The sequence below is a fragment of the Corallococcus sp. AS-1-6 genome (genome assembly GCF_020037015.1).
Lineage (GTDB): Bacteria > Myxococcota > Myxococcia > Myxococcales > Myxococcaceae > Corallococcus.
Genome location: NZ_JAIQDE010000005.1, coordinates 193,296 through 209,216, shown reverse-complemented (window position 1 = coordinate 209,216; position 15,921 = coordinate 193,296). Strand labels below are relative to the sequence as shown.

The following is a 15,921-nucleotide window of genomic DNA, read 5'->3' as shown; positions in this document are numbered from 1 at the left end:
TACCGACCTGGCGTGGGCATTAGGGGGCCGGCCTCTCGTGCCGTCAAAAAAAGGGACACGCGGCGCGCCGGGTTGACTTGGAACCCGGAGCGCTGTTACTCGCGCTTTCACGTAAGGGGAGTAGTTCCCGCCCGGCAGCGAGGGGCGGAGGGGCGCTCGACACACTGGCTGGTGACAGCCCGGGCCCCCATCCCGCGCAAGCGCGCGAGACGAACGAGACCTTCGGACAGGGATTCAACGCTCCCTGGCCGAGGTCCGTCGTGCGCGCTCCTCCCTGAAGCGCTCCACCCCACGACAGCCTCCGCGCCAGGAACTGGGATGGAGTGTCATCGTGTCTTTGGAAGCCATTGTCGGATCATTCGTCCTCGTCGCCGCCAGCGAGATGGGGGACAAGACGCAGCTCCTGGCGTTCTCGCTGGCGTCCCGGTTCCGCAAGCCGTGGGTGGTGCTGGGCGGCATCTTCGTGGCCACGGTGGCCAACCACGCGCTGGCGTCCTCGGTGGGCACGTGGGTGTCCGTGCACGTCCCCGCGCGGGTGATGGCGCTGATCCTGGGAGTGCTGTTCCTGGGCTTCGGCCTGTGGACGCTCAAGCCCGACACGCTGGAGGAGGACGGCGGCAAGCCCCCGCGCTTCGGCGCCTTCCTCACCACGGTGGCGCTCTTCTTCATGGCGGAGATGGGGGACAAGACGCAGTTGGCCACCATGGCGGTGGCCGCGCGCTACCAGGCCCCGGTGCTGGTGACGCTGGGGACGACGGCGGGGATGCTGGTGTCGGACGGGCTCGCGGTGTTCCTGGGCGACCGGCTGTCCGGGAGGGTGAACATGAAGTACGTGCGGTGGGTGACCGCCGCGCTCTTCTTCCTCTTCGGCCTCGTGTCGCTCTGGACGGCCTGGCGCGGCTGAGGCGGTGCGAAGGGCCCCGGCGTGCAGGGACGCCGGGGCTTCACCGCCGAAGTTCCGGGGTCGGCTACTTCAGGCTCGCGGTGTCGATGACGAAGCGGTAGCGCACGTCGTTCTTGAGCATGCGCTCGTAGGCGTCGTTGATCTTCTGGATGGGGATGACCTCCACGTCGGCGGCCACCTGGTGCCGCGCGCAGAAGTCGAGCATCTCCTGCGTCTCACGGATGCCGCCAATCATCGAGCCGCCCAGCTTGAGCCGGCGGGGGATGAGCGAGAAGGCCGCCAGCGGCGTGGGGTTCTCCGGCGCGCCGACGAGGATCATCGTCCCGTCCGTCTTCAGCAGGCTCAGGTAGGCGTTGTAGTCGTGCTGCGCGGAGACGGTGTCCAGGATGAAGTCGAAGGACCGCCGCAGCTTCTTGAACGTCGCCTTGTCGGACGTGGCCTCGAAGTGCGCGGCGCCCAGGGCGAGCGCGTCGTCGCGCTTGGACGGTGACGTGCTCAGCACCGTCACCTCCGCGCCCATCGCCCTGGCCAGCTTCACGGCCATGTGGCCCAGGCCGCCCAGGCCCACCACGGCCAGCGTGCTGCCGGCCTTCACGCCGTAATAGCGCAGCGGCGAGTACGTGGTGATGCCCGCGCACAGGAGCGGTGCGGCGCGGTCCAGGGGGATGCCCTCCGGGATGCGCACCACGTACTTCGCGTCCACGGTGATGCGCGTGGAGTAGCCGCCGTAGGTGGGCTGGCCGTCGTACTCGCGGCCGTTGTAGGTGTTCACCGCGCCGCGGTCGCAGTACTGCTCTTCGCCCTTGAGGCACTGCGGGCACTCGCGGCACGAGTCCACGAAGCAGCCCACGCCCACGGTGTCCCCCACCTTGAACGTGGTGACGGCGCTGCCCACCTTGGACACCTTGCCCACGATTTCGTGGCCCGGGACCATGGGGAAGAGGGCGCCGCCCCACTCGTCGCGGGCCTGGTGGATGTCGGAGTGGCACACGCCGCAGTACTGGATGTCGATGAGCACGTCCTGGGGACGCGGCTCGCGGCGCTCCACGGTGAAGGGGCCGAGCGCGGCCTTCGCGCTGGGGGCGGCATAGGCAGGGGTCGTAGGCAAGTAAGGCTCCTGAGGGGAAGCGAAGCAGGGGGCAATGTAGCGACGCCGGGGCCTTCGTGCCCGGGGAGACCCCCGGAGCAGTGGACCTGCCTGGGGGGCATCCGGAAGACTCCGCGCCCATGAGCCAGGAACGTCTGCAGCAATCCCTGTCCGCGGGTCCGCATCACCTCCTCTCCCGCCTGGTCGGCGCGTGGGAGGGCGTCGCGCGCACGTGGTTCCAGCCCGACAAGGTGGAGGATGAGTCGCCCAGCTCCGGCACCTTCCGGAGCGTGCTCGACGGACGGTTCGTGGTGTACGAGTACACGTCCGCTTTCGGGGGCAAGCCGCTGTCCGGCATGGCGACGCTGGGCCACCACCTGGACGGGCAGCGGTTCACCATGTCGTGGGTGGACACCTTCCACGTCGGCACGGACCTCATGACGCTGCAGGGAGAGGCCGGGGTGAGCGACCGCATCTCCGTCACCGGCAGCTACTTCACCGGTGAGCAGTCGCCCCGCTGGGGCTGGCGCGTGGACTTCGAGTGGACCGGCCCGGATGCGCTGGTCATCACGCACTTCAACATCGAGCCCGGAGCGGCGCCGCAGAAGGCCATCGAGCTTCAGTACCGGCGCGCCAGCACGCGCGCCTCGTGACGCCCGGCGTCCGTCCAGTCCTCGGTGAGTGAGAGGGATTGGAGCCCCTGGAGCAGGGTGGGCAGCTCCCCCTCCTCCAGGAGGAAGCGCGCGGACGGGTGCGGATGGCGTTGCAGGTTGCGCAGGGTGGGCTGGGCGAAGACGAACAGTCCGCCCGGTGCGAGCAACCCGGGCACGGCGGCGAAGAGCGGCCGCCAGAGGTAGTTCAGGCACACCACCAGGTCGAACGGGCCGGGTGGCAGCGCGTCGGACTCCAGGTCCAGGCGCAGGCGCGTGAGGGACACGCCCGCGTCGCGCGCGAGTGCTTCCGCCTGAGCCAGCGCCACGTCGGAGATGTCCACCAGGGTGACGTCCAGCCCGCGCTTCGCGAGCCAGCACGCGTCGTGTCCCGCTCCGCCGGCCAGGTCCAGCGCCCGGCCCGTGCGAGGCAGCCGGTCCTCGAGCGAGCGGAGGAAGGCGGACGGCTCCCGGGGCCCGGTGGCCTGCTGGTACTTGTCATTCCAGCGCTGGCGATCCTCCTGGGACATGGCTCGGCTCCTCCGGGGGGCTACTTCGGGTTCATCAGCGCGTTGAGGGACGGGTAGCTGGCGGCGGCTTCGAACAGGCTCGCGGAGTGTCCCTCGCGGAGGAAGGCGGAGGCGAGCGCACCGGCCCGGCCCCAGAGGGCCTCCGGGATGGCGGAGCCGGCGCTGAGCCGCCGCACCCCCAGCCGTCGCAGCTCCGCCGGAGCGGGGAGGTCCTGCCGCGCGAGGACGTTCACGGGCAGTGGGGTGCCCCGGGTGATGGCCTGGATCTCGGCCGCGTCCGTGACGCCCGCGGCGAAGAGGCCATCCGCGCCGGCCTGCTGGTAGCGGGCGGCGCGGGCGAGGGTCTCCTCGACGCGGCGCTCGGGCGGCACGAGCTTGCGCAGGTAGACGTCCGTGCGCGCGTTGACGAAGACGTCCACGCCCAGTCGCGCGCCGGCCTGCTTCACGCGCTCAATCTTCGCGGCGAGCAGCTCCGGAGGACCGTTGCCGTCCTCCAGGTTGCAGCCCACGGCGCCCTCGGACAGGAGGCGGGCCACGTTCTCCGCGGCGGTGGCCGGGTCGTCCGAGTAGCCCGCTTCGGCGTCCACGGTGAGGGGGACGCGGATGGCGCGGGCGATGGCGCGGACCGTGTGGACGAGCGCGTCCACGGGCAGCGCGTTGCCGTCCGCGTAGCCCAGGGCCCAGGCGACGCCCGCGCTGGTGGTGGCGATGGCCCTGGCGCCGAGGCTCTCGAAGAGGCGGGCGCTGCCGGCGTCCCAGGCATTCGGGAGCATGAGCAGTTCAGTTCCCTGGTGCAGCGCGCGGAAGGTGGGGGCGGTGTCGGGACGGGCGGTCATGCGTGGGCGCTCCGGTGAGAGGGATTCAGGCGTGCGTCTGCTCATGATTGAGCAGCCAGCGTTTGCGTTCCAGGCCTCCTGCATAACCGGTGAGTGAGGCATTGGCACCGACGACGCGGTGGCACGGGACGACGATGCTGATGGGATTGGCGCCATTGGCCAGGCCCACGGCGCGGATGGCCTTGGGCCGTCCGATGCGTTCAGCGAGCCGGCCGTAGGTAGTCGTCGTCCCCGCGGGAATCTCCCGGAGGGCGCGCCAGACCTCGCGCTGGAAGGGCGTGCCGCCGGTCTCCACGGGGAGGGAGGCGATGGCGCTCAGGTCTCCGCGCAGATAGGCATGGAGCGCGGAGGTGCGGCCCGAGGGGTCGCGAGCGGGTTCGAGGACCCAGCCGTCCTCGCCGTAGTGCAGGCGCAGGAGCCGGTGCATGCGGGCCTCGTAGCCCTCCCAGTCCAGCGCGCGCAGGCGGCCTTGCTCATCACAGACGAGGAGCGCCACCCCGGCGGGGGTGGGTGTGGAATCGATGAAGAAGCGCTGGCGGTCAGGCATGGGTTTTCCGGCGGGAAGGGGAGGCGGCGGCGCGTGTGCTGGTGCGAGACGGCAGGTCGCGCTGGAGCGCGACCGAGGTCCAGAGGTGCTGGGCGGCGTAGGCGCGCCAGGGGCTCCAGGCTTCGGCGCGTTGGAGGAGCGCTTCAGGCGTGGGCCGTGGGCCTCCGGCCTCCGTCGCGGCGCGAAGCAGGGCGACGTCGGAGGCGGGAAAGGCATCTGTCTCCCGGACGGCGCGCAGGGCGATGTACTGGGCGGTCCACTCGCCGATGCCGGGCAGCCGTGTGAAGCGGGCCACGGTGTCCGCGAGCGACGGGCCGGGCTGGAACAGCGTGGGATCCGCCACGACCGCCGCCGCGAGCTGGGTGATTGCCCGGGCCCGAGCCGCCGGCATGCCCATGCCGGTGAGCTCCGCCGTGGCGAGGGCTTCGGGACGGGGGAAGGCGCGCAGGAGGCGGGCATCGCCGGTGAGCGCCGGGTCCAGGCGTTCCCCATGGGAGTCCAGGAGCCGTTGCCCCAACTGCCGCGCGGCGGTGGTCGTCACCTGCTGACCCAGGATGGCGCGGACCGCCAGCTCGAAGCCGTCCCATCCGCCCGGGGCGCGAAGGCCGGGACGCGCGGCGAGCAGGGGCGCGAGCAGGGCATCCGTCGACAGGTGCGCGCGGATGGCCTCCACGTCCGCGCCCACGTCGAAGACGCGCCGGACCTGGGCGACGACGGAGGGCAGCATCCGCACGTCGCTGACGCGCAGGGTGGCGCGCAGGGCGTCGAGCCCCGGAGCGGGCGACACCTCCATGGCGCCCTGGCCCCAGGCGTTCGTGAAGGTGCGCAGATAGCGGCCGGGCTCGACGTGCTCCATGCCGGTGAGCGCGCGGGCTGACAGCCAGGCCACCATCGCGTCCCAGTCGTAGGGAGGCCGGTAGGGGATGAGGAGCGTCACCTCGGGGCCGGCGGACGGCAGAGGGGCGGCCCGGGCCCGGCGGAGGGCGCTCGGAGGCCGGCCGTAGAGCGACTGGAAGACGGCGTTGAAGCGCCGCACGCTCCCGAAGCCGGACGCGAGGGCGACCTCGGACATGGAGAGGGCGGTCTCGTGGATGAGCTGGCGGGCGAAGAGCACGCGGCGCGTCTGGGCCACGGCGACCGGAGAGGCGCCCAGGTGCTGCTGGAACAGCCGCCGCAACTGCCGGTCCCCGACGCCGAGCCGGCCCGCCAGGACGTCCACGCTGGCGTCCTCGGCGTCGAGCAGGCCCTCCGCGATGAGGGCCAGGGCGCGCGAGACGGTGACGGAAGTGCCGCGCCAGGGAGCCAGGGAAGGTGACGTCTCCGGCCGGCAGCGAAGGCACGGCCGGAAGCCGGCCTCCTGGGCCGCTGCGGCGGAGGGGTAGAACGTGCAGTTCTCGAAGCGGGGTGCGCGAGCCGGGCAGATGGGGCGGCAGTAGATGCGCGTCGTCTTCACGGCGGTGAAGAACCGCCCGTCGAAGCGGGAGTCCCGCGTCGTCAGCGCGCGGTAGCAGGCGGCGGGGTCCAGGCCGTTCATGGGGGAAACCTCCCACGGCGGGTCCTCGAAGTCTGGCCGTTTTCGGACGTGGACGTTCCTCACCTGGAGACGGGCCTTGTCGGCGCTCGCCTACCACCTCACCGTCAGTGCGGTCGTCCCTCCCGGTTCAATCGTCTCCGTCGTCTCGTAGCGGCCCAACGCCGCATGCTCCAACAACACCTTGACCTTCGTGCCCTCCACCCGGATCGCGGGCGTTGGGGACATGCCCACGAAGGCGCCGTTGACCCATACGCGAGCACGCGGGATGGCGATGACCTTGAGGCGCGTGGGGGTTTCCGCGAGCTCACTCCAGCCTCCACGGCCGCCGCCTCCTCCTCCGTGACAGTGATAACCCCCCGTGGCCCGTTCGTTGTGACAGCCCGAGCTGTTGGTCCGTCCCGGATGTGCCCACGCAAGATGCGAACACACGAGTCCTGCGATGAGCCCCAATCCCAGCACCATCTTCCCGCCACGTCTCATGGCTCCACCCGTCCAATCTGTGCCTCGACCAGCGTGTCGTTGTGCCATCCCAGCAGGGCCGCATGCCGCCCCAGGCGCGCTGGGACATGGGCCACACCCTTGCCGGAACGCACGAGGTCCTTCGCGGAGAACTCCTGGCCCGTGAAGCGCTTCACGGCCTCCTGGAGCGCGGTGGGAGCCAGCCCCGTCTGCCCATGCTCCGGCGTGGTGACGTAGAGCCCACGGGTCATGCCCTGGCCGACGAACAGGTACGTGAGCGTGCCAGCGGGCGCGTCCACGACGCGCAACACATCGGAACGCTGCATCTCCAGGCCGGAGGGCCCCAGCAACGTCTGGGCGACCTCCACGGGTTCATTGAGCGGAAAACGGTCCCGCAGCAGCGCTTCCTTGCGACCCAGGAGCGCGGCCCGCGCCGCGGTCACCTCGGCATCACTGCCGAGCACCGAGAGGAGCACGCTCGCATCCTCGTCTGCGCTCCGAAGCTCGCGCAGCGAAGCACCGAGGCCTCCCGTATGGCTGCCGGCGGCCCGGGCCAGCCGGGAGAGCTCCGTGCCTCGGAAGGATGTGAGAGCCGTCCGGGCTGTTTCGCCGTGGTCGACCGCGACCGCGTCGTGGAGGGCCGTGGCGCGACAGCGCACATCGCGAGCAGGGCACGCGTGTGCCTGGAGCAGGTAGGCCTGGGTGAGCAGTGGTTCGGGGCGCTCCGAGACGAGCGTCCGGGCCTGGATGCGCGACAGAATCTGGATTGCCTTGGCCAGGTCTCCCTTTTCCAGCGCCGCCTTTCCTTGGGTGATGCGGAAGTCCTCCAGCCTGGTGCGGAGCCCGTCCAGGACGGACGCCGGGGCCCGTTCGATGGACAGGGCTTCCAGTTCCGCCTCCACCGGCCCTTCCTCGCCTCGCGCCAGCGCGTCGTGGGCCCAGGCCTCGCGCAGCTTCCAGAGTTCGGCCTCCAGCGGAGCGGTGCCGTTCCGGGAGCCCATGTAGTGGTGGATGAGCGCGATCGCCGCGCGGTTGTCCATGCCCGGGAGCCGCGCCAGCACGAACGCATTTCGTGCCTCGACGTAGGCGGGACTGGATTCGCCACGTGACTCCAGCAGGTCCGCATGAAGCCCGGCCTCGCGGAGCCGTCCCGCGGTCGTGAGGCGGGCCAGCTCGGAGACCGATGGTTGGATGAACAGGAAGCATCCCGCGAGCACGAGCGCGGAGGCTCCCGTCAGACCCATGCCGATCCGGTCATGCCACCGCGCGGGGGATTCCGCTCCGCCGGTCCTGCGACGCCGCAGCCATGTCGCCGCCCACCACCAGGTCCCGGGCCAGAGTCCAAGGATCGCGAGCATGGCGAGTCCGCTCTGGGAGGGCTCATCGTAGAAGGCGTGACGTCCCGAGAACGCGGCTGCCAGGAAGGGCACACCGAAGAAGCCCGCGACCGCCGTGCCCAGCAGGGCCCAGAAGCGCTTGTGGAAGGACGACGTGTCACGGGCCCGGGTGGGTTTGAGGTCGCGCCCGAGCAGGTGGACGAAGCCCGTCCGGCCCGCGAACTCGAAACAGACGGTGGCGGAGGGCGCTTCAAAGACATCCAAGGTCTGGGAGAGGATCCGTCCGCGCAGCGGTTCCAGCTCCGGCTCCAGGGAGGACCGTGCGGAGGCAAACCCCGCGGACCGGGCCGCTTCCCCCACCTTCATGTCCGGCAGCGGGCCGGCGTGTTCAACGGAGGCCAGGGCCTGGGCGCCCTGCCATTGGCGGGCGCGCGGGGAATCCTCCAGGAGGCCCTTGTGCGCGGAGAGGGCCTTCTCATCCGGCCAGGCGCGAACAAGCGTGCGCTGGACGGTGGTCACCTCCAACCACCGGCGCAGGGTCCCCGAACCCCGGCAGGGACCGCAGCTCACGAGCCCCTTCGAGCAGCGAAGACACTTCTTCGTGCCCTTGCCTCGGCAATCCGAGCAGGTGACCATGCTGTAGTTCTTGCGGGCCCTGCTCATCCGCCTGCCGGAGCCGCCACAGCCGGAGCAATCCGCGCGCAAGGAGCCATCGCAGGTGGGGCAGGTGACCTGTCCCGCGCCCTGACAGGGGTCGCAGGACACGAGGTGCGACGACTGCTCAGCGAGGGCCTCGGGAGAACCGCTCCACAGATCCAGCGTTTCGAGCCGGACGGGGGCGGACGACCGGGAGTGCCGGCTCGTGTTCACGCCTCCCGCGTAGGCCTCCTCCGCCCAGGTGCCGGTGCGGACGGCGTACCGGGTGACGAGCCGCCCGTAACGGAGCACGGAGGTGTCTACCCGGGTGATGAGGTCCGCGAAGCCAAGGGGGCCCAGCCGCCAGCGCGCCCAGCGGATGGCCGCAGCCCGGGCCTTCGAGTCGATTCCCTCGTCCAGCATCGTGCGAACTCCCCCCGGAGCGTGGGTGCTGCGCATCGGGACGGAGCGAATCGGACCGCGCCAGGAAGGGACTTCCAATCCCCCGAATGGGGGAGGACGCGGGCGTGGTGGAAAAGAAAAAGCCCCGGAATCACTTGGGAAAGTGACTCCGGGGCTGCTTGATGGCCAGGGTCAGACTTGAACTGACTACCTGCGGATTATGAGACCGCCGCTCTAACCAGGTGAGCTACCTGGCCGTGAAGCCCCGCCCGTATACCGGGCCGAGGCCGTCACCGCAAGAACTTCGGACGGGGTGCCGGGGGCCCTTCCTGACGGGGCCACGGGAGGGGGCGCCTGCCGGCGTTCGACCCTGGACAGGCTGCCTGCCTGGGCGCCAGGGCTACTGGTAGCGCGCCACCCACAGGCTGTCGCCGTCCGCGGAAGTCTCGATCCACACGGCCGTGGCGTGCCCGTTCAGGTCCATGGCCCCCGTGATGGCGCCCACGACGGCTCCCGGGGCGGACCGCAGGGGTTCCGGGGCCCGGAAGTTGCCAGGGGCGTATTGGTAGCTCGCCCAGGCCGTGTGGTCGGACTGGGCCCAGAAGGCGACCTGGTCACCGGCCGGGTCGGAGGCGAGCACGGGATAGCCGCCCAGCACGGTGCCTCCGAGCCGCGGGTTGTTCGGATCGACGCTGCGGTCGAAGCGCGGACGGATGTCCCAGTCGTCCTTCGCCGCGAGGTACACGCGCCCCTCGGCGGCTCCGGTCAGGGGCGGAGGGTGGGGGAGGTACAGCCAGCCGGCCAATGCATCGCCCGTGTTCGTCGCGATGACGATGGATGGGTTGAACATGCCTCCGTAATCGGAGATGTGCGAATCGATGCGCTCGGAGGGCTGCCATGTGTTGCTCGCACGGTCGTAGCGGCGTGAGTCGATTCCCTGCATCAGTTTGCCGTCCAGCGTCGAAAGCTGCTGTGGCCAGACGGCGATCGCGTTGCCCGCCGCGTCCATGGCGATGGCGGGCGTCGAGGCCGCGCCGTAGTTCGTCCGGCTCAGGATCGAGTCGCCACACCACTGGAGCTTGTCGGCGTTGAACGCACTGCCATGAATGGCCTGGGTCCCGCGGGCATCCGCCTGCTGCCACAACACGAGCGCATTGCCGTTCACATCGAGGGCGGCGGCGGGCCAGAGCGACGGGGTGTCACGCGCCGAGTTGAGGGGCACCGGCGGCTGGATCCACCGGTCGCTGGCCGCCGCGTAGCGCATGGCCATCACCCGGTGCTCGGCGGGCTTGCACAGCGTCTTGCAGAGCGTGGTCCAGACGAAGACCGCGTCGCCCGTGGGGGACATGGCCAGCCGCAGGGTGGGGGTGTCGTCCAGGGGGAACGTGAGCTGTAGCGCGGGGCTCCATTGGCCCGTCGCCGCCGCAAAGCGGCTCGCGAAGAGGGTGTCGCCGGCCGGGGTCTGCTGGAGCCAGACAGCGATGGCATTGCCCTGCTCATCCGCGGCCAGACTGCTCCGGAGAACGTGGCCGGGTTGGGATTGGAGCGGCTGCTCGGGCGTCCATGTGTCGGACGTGGCGGCATAGCGGCTGGCGTAGAGCGCCGTGTAGTCGTAGGGCGCGTTCTGCGTCGTGACATGCGCGAAGACGGCGATCGCGCTCCCGGAGGGGCCCGCCACCACGCGCGTGTGCTCCCAGGACAGCGACGGTCCGGTGGAGAGCCGCTGGGGCTTGCTCCAGTGCATGATGCTCGAAGCCCCCGCGATTGGATTGCGCGGGGAGGGGGGCGTCCCCAGGGGGCAGGTCGCGCACCCGAGCTCACACAGCATCAATCCCATCACAAACAGCACGACGCAACGGGAATGGACTCTCATGGGGACAGCGCCTGGATACTCCCTGCCCCCCTGACGGGGTCAGTGTCCGCGAGTCCCCTCCGCGTGATCAGAAGGCAACGGCTGGCGCCCGAGCCGTCTTCACTCCCGTCGCTCCGTCCCACGCTGGCGGAGCAGCGCCGCGGCCCGGGTCCGGACGCTGGCCATGGGGTGCTCGCGGGCGGCCTCCTCCAGCGAGGGCACCGCGGCCTCGCCCAGGTCCTTGCGGAGGAAGTCCTCGCAGGTGCCGTGGAACCGGTCGCTGACGAGGCAGCGGATGGCGTCCTGGATGACGACCGGCGCGTTTCGGTACGCGGCGTCATTGCGCAGCGCCGCCCGGTAGGCCGCCACGCCATCCACCCAGCGGAGGTTGTCGAAGTCGACGTTCCCCTCCAGGTAGCGGACGTAGGCGCTCGTCGGGTACTTCGCCGCCAGCTTCTTCAACGCCGCCAGGGCCGCGTCCCGCCGCTGCGCCTTGATCAACCGATGGACGTCGTCGATGCCCGGGAGCTGCTCCACGACGGGCTGCCAGGCCGTGGCGCCCGCTGGAGCCTCCACCCGTGCTTCTTCTTCCACCGGGGCCTTGGGTGACGGGCGCTCCGGGGACACCGGCGCCGGGCCCGCGGACCTGGACATCAACGCCCACCCGCCAAGACCCACCGCGACCACGGAGAGCACCACCGCGCCTCCCACCACCCGGCGAGAGCGGCTCCGGGCGGGCGGGGGCGTACCGGGGCCAGAGCGGACCGTGGCCTCGGACTCCTCCTTCCTGGCCACGGCCTCCGTCGGAGCCACCGGCGCGGGTTCCGGAGCGCGGGCTTCGGCCTGAACACCCACCGGCGTCGCGCGGGGCTGCGCCCGGGCGTTCCGGGTCGCGAGCACCTCCTCTTTGGGACGTGACGGCGTGGGCGAGGAGGCACGCACCGCCCCCGGTGCATCGCTGGCCACGGGCGCCACGGAGCGCACCTCCGGACCTGTCCCGGCCCCTTCCAGCGCGGCCAGGAACTCCGTGGCGGACTGGAAGCGATCCCCCGGGGCCTTCTCCATCGCCTTCGCCAGCGTCGCTTCGAGCTCCGCGTTGAAGCCCGCGTCAGGGGCGGCGTCGCGCAACCGGGGCGGCGTCACCTCGCGCTGCATGCGCAGCAGCTCCGCGTTGCTGGTGGCGTTGAAGGGCTTCTTCCCGGTGAGCAGCTCGTAGAGCAGCACGCCGGTGGCGTACAGGTCCGTGGGCGGACCCACCGGCTCGCCGTGGATCTGCTCCGGGGCCATGTAGGACGGAGTCCCGAGCATCATCCCCGACGTGAGGCCCGTCACCTCGTCGCGCAGCTTGGCGAGCCCGAAGTCGAGGATGCGCACCTGCTCCCCGAGCCCCACGGCGTGGGTGACGATGATGTTCTCGGGCTTGATGTCGCGGTGGATGATGCCCTGGTCGTGCGCATGGGCCAGCCCCGCGAGCACCTGCCGCACGGCGCTCAGGGCCCGGGCCGGCGGCAGCGGGCCGTCGCGCAGCAGCGCCCGCAGCGTCTCGCCGGTGACGAAGTCCATGACCATGTACGGCGATTCCTGATCCACGCCGAAGTCGATGACCGACACGCAGCACGGATGGGTGAGGCGGCTCATCGCGCGCGCCTCCACCTGGAAGCGCTTGCGGAAGTCGTCATCCCGCGCCGCCCACGCGTGCAGGAACTTGATGGCGACGGGCTTGCCCACCTCCAGCCGCTCGCCCCGGTACACCATGCCCATGCCACCGGCGGCGAGCCGCTCGATGATGCGGTAGCGCTCCTGCAAAACCGAGCCGATGCGAGGATCCGTCACGGCCGTGGGCTCATTCATGGGCGCGCACGATAACAAGTGCAGGCGCGAAACCGATGCTCACCTGTCGTCGGTTCGTCCACACACGCGCGGTGGAACGTCCGGCCTCGGCTTGGACTCCCGCGAGGATGAAGCGCCTGGAACGGTGGAGACAGAAGGTCCGGCAGCTCAAGACGGAGGTGGCGGCGCTCTTCATCGCGGCCCGGCACCCCGGAGTCCCCTGGTACGCGAAGCTCCTCGCGGCCGCTGTGGTCGCCTACGCCCTGAGCCCCGTGGACCTCATCCCAGACTTCATCCCGGTCCTCGGCCTGCTCGATGACCTGCTCCTCGTCCCACTCGGCATCCTTCTCGTCCGCCGGCTCATCCCTCCCGCCGTGCTCGCCGAATGCCGGGAGAGGGCCCGCCAGGAGGCGAACACGCGCAAGACGAGCTGGGCCGCGGGGGCGGTCATCATCACCCTCTGGGTGCTGCTCGCGCTGCTGTTCGCACGGTGGCTGCGGCCCCTCGGGGCGGCTGCTGGATGCGGCGACGCGCGGTGACCGCGTGGCTCGGGCCGGGTGACCCAGGTAGAGTCGGGGCGGTGGCTCCGCGGCCCTCGGCTGGCCTGAGACTCCTTTCCGAACCTTTGGAGATGAAGTGACGCTCGCACCGCTTCTTGTCGTCGTCCTCGCATCGACCGCGCCCTCGGCTGACGTGCCGCGCTCGGGTTATTTCGGTGCGGGAGTCAATCTGGAGCCCCTGGCAGTGGGGCCCGTGCAGGCGTTCTCGGGAGGCCGAGCGGCGGTAGGCATCAGCCTCCAGGCCGCGCTCCAGGTGGATCTCGGTACCCGGTGGGCGTTCCGCCTGCCGCTGGAGCTGGCGGCAGGCGGCTCCGGGGACTCCACCTTCTCCGAGCTGGGCCTCACGCCGGGGCTGCTCTACCGCTGGCGCTCCGATGCGGACCAGCGATGGGTTCCGTATCTCGGCGGCGGGCTGAAGCTCGGCGCCGCTGGAGCGGGCAGGGCGTTTCTGGGGCTCCCGCTCGTCACCACCGTGCAATCGCTCGACCTCGACTTCGATGACGACGACGGCGATTCCGATGATCCCAACTTCGAGTCGCGCCTGGGCGCCTTCCCGGAGGTCTGGGCCGGGGTGGAGTGGCACCCCAACCGGTGGTTCGCGCTCAACCTGGGCGTTGCCTATACCTACGTGCGGCTGCTCGGCACGAGCGTTCATCTGCTGCATGAACGGGTGGGCGTGAGGTTCTCCCTCTAGCGAGGCCGCCACGTGGAGGGCGCGCTCGTCAGCGCTGCTGCTGACCGGGCGAGGATGGCTGCCCCTGTTGTGGGGTGCCGCTTCCGCTCATGCAGCGCTGCATCCTCTCCGCCATGCGCTGGACGTCGTCGACCTGACCGGGGTCCTTCGCGGTGAGCCGCAGGACGGCCCCTGTCGGCGTCTGCTCCACCTTCACGTCCGCCTTGCCGCGCATGGGGCAGCTCATTCCCGCTCCGCCCATGCCATGGCCCATCATCCCGCAGGGGCAGCCGGTCTGCTGCTGCGCGGGCGCGTTCGTCTGGCGCCCGGGGCTCGGAGTGCCTTGGGCTCCGGCGAGCGGTCCGAAGAGCAGCCCCGTGGTGACGAGCAGTCCGTATCCAAGCTTCCTCATGGCAATGCCTCCCAGGTTCGAGCTTCCCCAGGGAAAAGCTGCTGCCGGCGCTGGAGGATGGCCTGCCCGAGCCCGCGGAGGACGGCGGTGTAGGCGGTGGATTGCCGTCTGAATCCCTGGCGGAGCCGTGAGGTGGTGAACCCCATGGACCGCGGGACATCGACAGGGGTCCTCATCCTGGCTGCCATCGCGGCATGGCCACGAGGTCCCCATGAGCACCCGCACCCTTGAGACCGAGCACGCTGGAGGCCCTCCCGAGGCGGGAGGACCGGGAACCCTGACCCGGCGGAGCATGCTGGCGACAGCGGGCGCCACGCTCACAGGGGGCGCCATGCTGCTAGGCGGCTCGGCGGCCCATGCCCGGTCGGAAGTCCCGGGGCCTCACGAGGGCTCCGCCGCAAGCACGAGCCCACGACAGGCGCGGCAAGACTGGCTGCGCCCCGGGATGCCCGGCCGGGACTACCGGCCCGTGGTGGTGCCCAATGGCTCCAAGCTGCCGTGGAAGGTGGTGGATGGCGCGAAGGTCTTCCACCTGGTCGCCGAGGAGGTGGAGCACGAGTTCGCGCCCGGTCTGAAGGCCTCCTGCTGGGGGTACAACGGCCGGGTCCACGGGCCCACCCTCGAGGCGGTGGAGGGAGACCGGGTGCGCATCTACGTCACCAACCGGCTGCCCGCGCCCACCACCGTGCACTGGCACGGCATCCTGTTGCCCAACGGCATGGACGGCGTGGGCGGCCTCAACCAGAAGGCCATCCCCCCTGGTGAGACGTTCCAGTACGAGTTCACCCTGCGTCAGTCAGGGACGAACATGTACCACTCGCACCATGACGAGATGACGCAGATCGGCCTCGGCATGACGGGCATGTTCGTCATCCACCCGCGTCGGCCCACGGGGCCCCGCGTCGACCGGGACTTCGTCATCCTGCTGCATGAGTGGCGCATCGACGCAGGCACCAGCCGGCCCAATCCGAACGAGATGACGGACTTCAACGTGCTCACCATGAACGCGAAGGCGTTCCCGGGCACCGAGCCGCTCGTCGTCCGCCAGGGGGAGCGGGTGCGCATCCGGCTCGGCAACCTGAGCCCGCAGAACCACCACCCCATCCACCTGCATGGCTTTCACTTCCGCATCACCGAGACTGACGCCGGGCGTGTCCCCGAGTCCGCGCAGCAGCCGGAGACGACGGTGCTCGTCCCCGTGGGCAGCGCACGCGCCATCGAGTTCGTGGCGGACGCGCCCGGCGACTGGGCCCTGCATTGCCATATGACCCATCACATGATGAACCAGATGGGCCATGGCTCCCCCAACATGATTGGCGTGAAGCCGGGGGCGCTGGACGCGAAGGTGCGCGCGCTGCTGCCCGGCTACATGACGATGGGCCAGTCGGGCATGGCGCGGATGGGGGAGATGGGGATGCCTGTCCCGTCCAACTCCATCCCCATGATGGGACGCCAGGGCAAGCACGACTACATCACCATGGGCGGCATGTTCACCGTGCTCAAGGTCCGCGAGCGCCTGGACGGAGACAAGGACCCGGGCTGGTATGACAACCCGCCCGGCACCTTGGCCCAGGCGGCGAGCACGGACGCGCTGCGCCGGGATGGCATCGACGTGGAGGCCCCGGCTCCGGTGGAGCCCGGCTCACCGGCTTGAGGCTGGAACGGGCTTCCG

The 15,921-nt window shown here is 70.6% G+C and carries 15 protein-coding genes, 1 tRNA gene and 1 pseudogene; 5 read left to right on the top strand and 12 right to left on the bottom strand.

The window, feature by feature from the left end; translation table 11 throughout:
- Positions 1 to 337 precede the first annotated feature (337 nt).
- A complete protein-coding gene (locus tag K8612_RS09390) occupies positions 338 to 904 on the top strand; it encodes a TMEM165/GDT1 family protein (RefSeq protein WP_223742162.1) in 567 nt (188 codons plus the stop codon).
- 64 nt (positions 905 to 968) lie between these two features.
- Here the strand turns inward: K8612_RS09390 and K8612_RS09385 are convergent, their stop codons facing one another.
- On the bottom strand, positions 969 to 2,012 hold the full coding sequence (locus K8612_RS09385) for an NAD(P)-dependent alcohol dehydrogenase (protein ID WP_223762031.1): 1,044 nt from the start codon (positions 2,010 to 2,012) through the stop codon (positions 969 to 971).
- A 119-nt stretch (positions 2,013 to 2,131) separates the two neighbouring features.
- Between K8612_RS09385 and K8612_RS09380 the strand changes: the two genes are divergently transcribed.
- The gene (locus tag K8612_RS09380; RefSeq protein ID WP_223762030.1) at positions 2,132 to 2,644 is read left to right on the top strand and encodes a DUF1579 domain-containing protein; all 513 of its coding nucleotides are present in this window, start codon (positions 2,132 to 2,134) and stop codon (positions 2,642 to 2,644) included.
- On the opposite strand, the gene K8612_RS09375 is transcribed toward K8612_RS09380, so the two are convergent.
- From K8612_RS09375 to K8612_RS09335, 10 genes and pseudogenes are all read right to left on the bottom strand, one after another.
- Positions 2,611 to 3,171 carry a bifunctional 2-polyprenyl-6-hydroxyphenol methylase/3-demethylubiquinol 3-O-methyltransferase UbiG gene (locus K8612_RS09375; protein ID WP_223762029.1) on the bottom strand — a complete coding sequence of 187 codons (561 nt, stop codon included), beginning with the start codon at positions 3,169 to 3,171 and terminating at the stop codon, positions 2,611 to 2,613. The genes K8612_RS09380 and K8612_RS09375 overlap by 34 nt on opposite strands.
- A gap of 20 nt (positions 3,172 to 3,191) precedes the next feature.
- Positions 3,192 to 4,007, bottom strand: a complete 816-nt coding sequence (locus K8612_RS09370; RefSeq protein WP_223762028.1) for an isocitrate lyase/phosphoenolpyruvate mutase family protein — start codon at positions 4,005 to 4,007, stop codon at positions 3,192 to 3,194.
- A 25-nt stretch (positions 4,008 to 4,032) separates the two neighbouring features.
- Entirely contained in the window at positions 4,033 to 4,554 is a 522-nt protein-coding gene (gene ogt, locus K8612_RS09365; RefSeq protein WP_223762027.1) for a methylated-DNA--[protein]-cysteine S-methyltransferase, read from the bottom strand.
- Positions 4,547 to 6,088 (bottom strand): AlkA N-terminal domain-containing protein, encoded by a 1,542-nt coding sequence (locus K8612_RS09360; RefSeq protein ID WP_223762026.1) that lies wholly within the window; start codon positions 6,086 to 6,088, stop codon positions 4,547 to 4,549. The genes ogt and K8612_RS09360 overlap by 8 nt, the downstream gene beginning before the upstream one ends.
- A 90-nt stretch (positions 6,089 to 6,178) precedes the next feature.
- Positions 6,179 to 6,313: a hypothetical protein gene (locus K8612_RS38835; RefSeq protein ID WP_255652015.1), complete on the bottom strand. Its 135-nt coding sequence runs from the start codon at positions 6,311 to 6,313 to the stop codon at positions 6,179 to 6,181.
- Positions 6,314 to 6,436: 123 nt separating this feature from the next.
- Positions 6,437 to 6,550 (bottom strand): annotated as a pseudogene (locus K8612_RS39510) (YHYH domain-containing protein); the annotation flags it as partial.
- Between the two features lie 14 nt (positions 6,551 to 6,564).
- Positions 6,565 to 8,943, bottom strand: a complete 2,379-nt coding sequence (locus K8612_RS09350) for a zinc finger-like domain-containing protein (protein ID WP_223762025.1) — start codon at positions 8,941 to 8,943, stop codon at positions 6,565 to 6,567.
- Between the two features lie 162 nt (positions 8,944 to 9,105).
- A tRNA-Ile gene (locus K8612_RS09345) sits at positions 9,106 to 9,179 on the bottom strand.
- A 143-nt stretch (positions 9,180 to 9,322) separates the two neighbouring features.
- Positions 9,323 to 10,666, bottom strand: coding sequence for a hypothetical protein (locus K8612_RS09340; protein WP_223762024.1), 1,344 nt, complete (start codon positions 10,664 to 10,666; stop codon positions 9,323 to 9,325).
- Positions 10,667 to 10,894: 228 nt separating this feature from the next.
- Positions 10,895 to 12,607 (bottom strand): serine/threonine-protein kinase, encoded by a 1,713-nt coding sequence (locus K8612_RS09335; RefSeq protein WP_223762023.1) that lies wholly within the window; start codon positions 12,605 to 12,607, stop codon positions 10,895 to 10,897.
- Positions 12,608 to 12,732: 125 nt separating this feature from the next.
- Here K8612_RS09335 and K8612_RS39505 point away from each other — a divergent pair, with 125 nt between their 5' ends.
- Entirely contained in the window at positions 12,733 to 13,143 is a 411-nt protein-coding gene (locus K8612_RS39505) for a DUF1232 domain-containing protein (protein WP_373692092.1), read from the top strand.
- A gap of 205 nt (positions 13,144 to 13,348) precedes the next feature.
- The gene (locus K8612_RS09325; RefSeq protein WP_223762022.1) at positions 13,349 to 13,858 is read left to right on the top strand and encodes a hypothetical protein; all 510 of its coding nucleotides are present in this window, start codon (positions 13,349 to 13,351) and stop codon (positions 13,856 to 13,858) included.
- Positions 13,859 to 13,886: 28 nt separating this feature from the next.
- On the opposite strand, the gene K8612_RS09320 is transcribed toward K8612_RS09325, so the two are convergent.
- On the bottom strand, positions 13,887 to 14,249 hold the full coding sequence (locus K8612_RS09320; protein ID WP_223762021.1) for a hypothetical protein: 363 nt from the start codon (positions 14,247 to 14,249) through the stop codon (positions 13,887 to 13,889).
- A gap of 445 nt (positions 14,250 to 14,694) precedes the next feature.
- Here K8612_RS09320 and K8612_RS09315 point away from each other — a divergent pair, with 445 nt between their 5' ends.
- Positions 14,695 to 15,903 carry a copper oxidase gene (locus K8612_RS09315; protein WP_306799633.1) on the top strand — a complete coding sequence of 403 codons (1,209 nt, stop codon included), beginning with the start codon at positions 14,695 to 14,697 and terminating at the stop codon, positions 15,901 to 15,903.
- Positions 15,904 to 15,921: the final 18 nt, after the last annotated feature.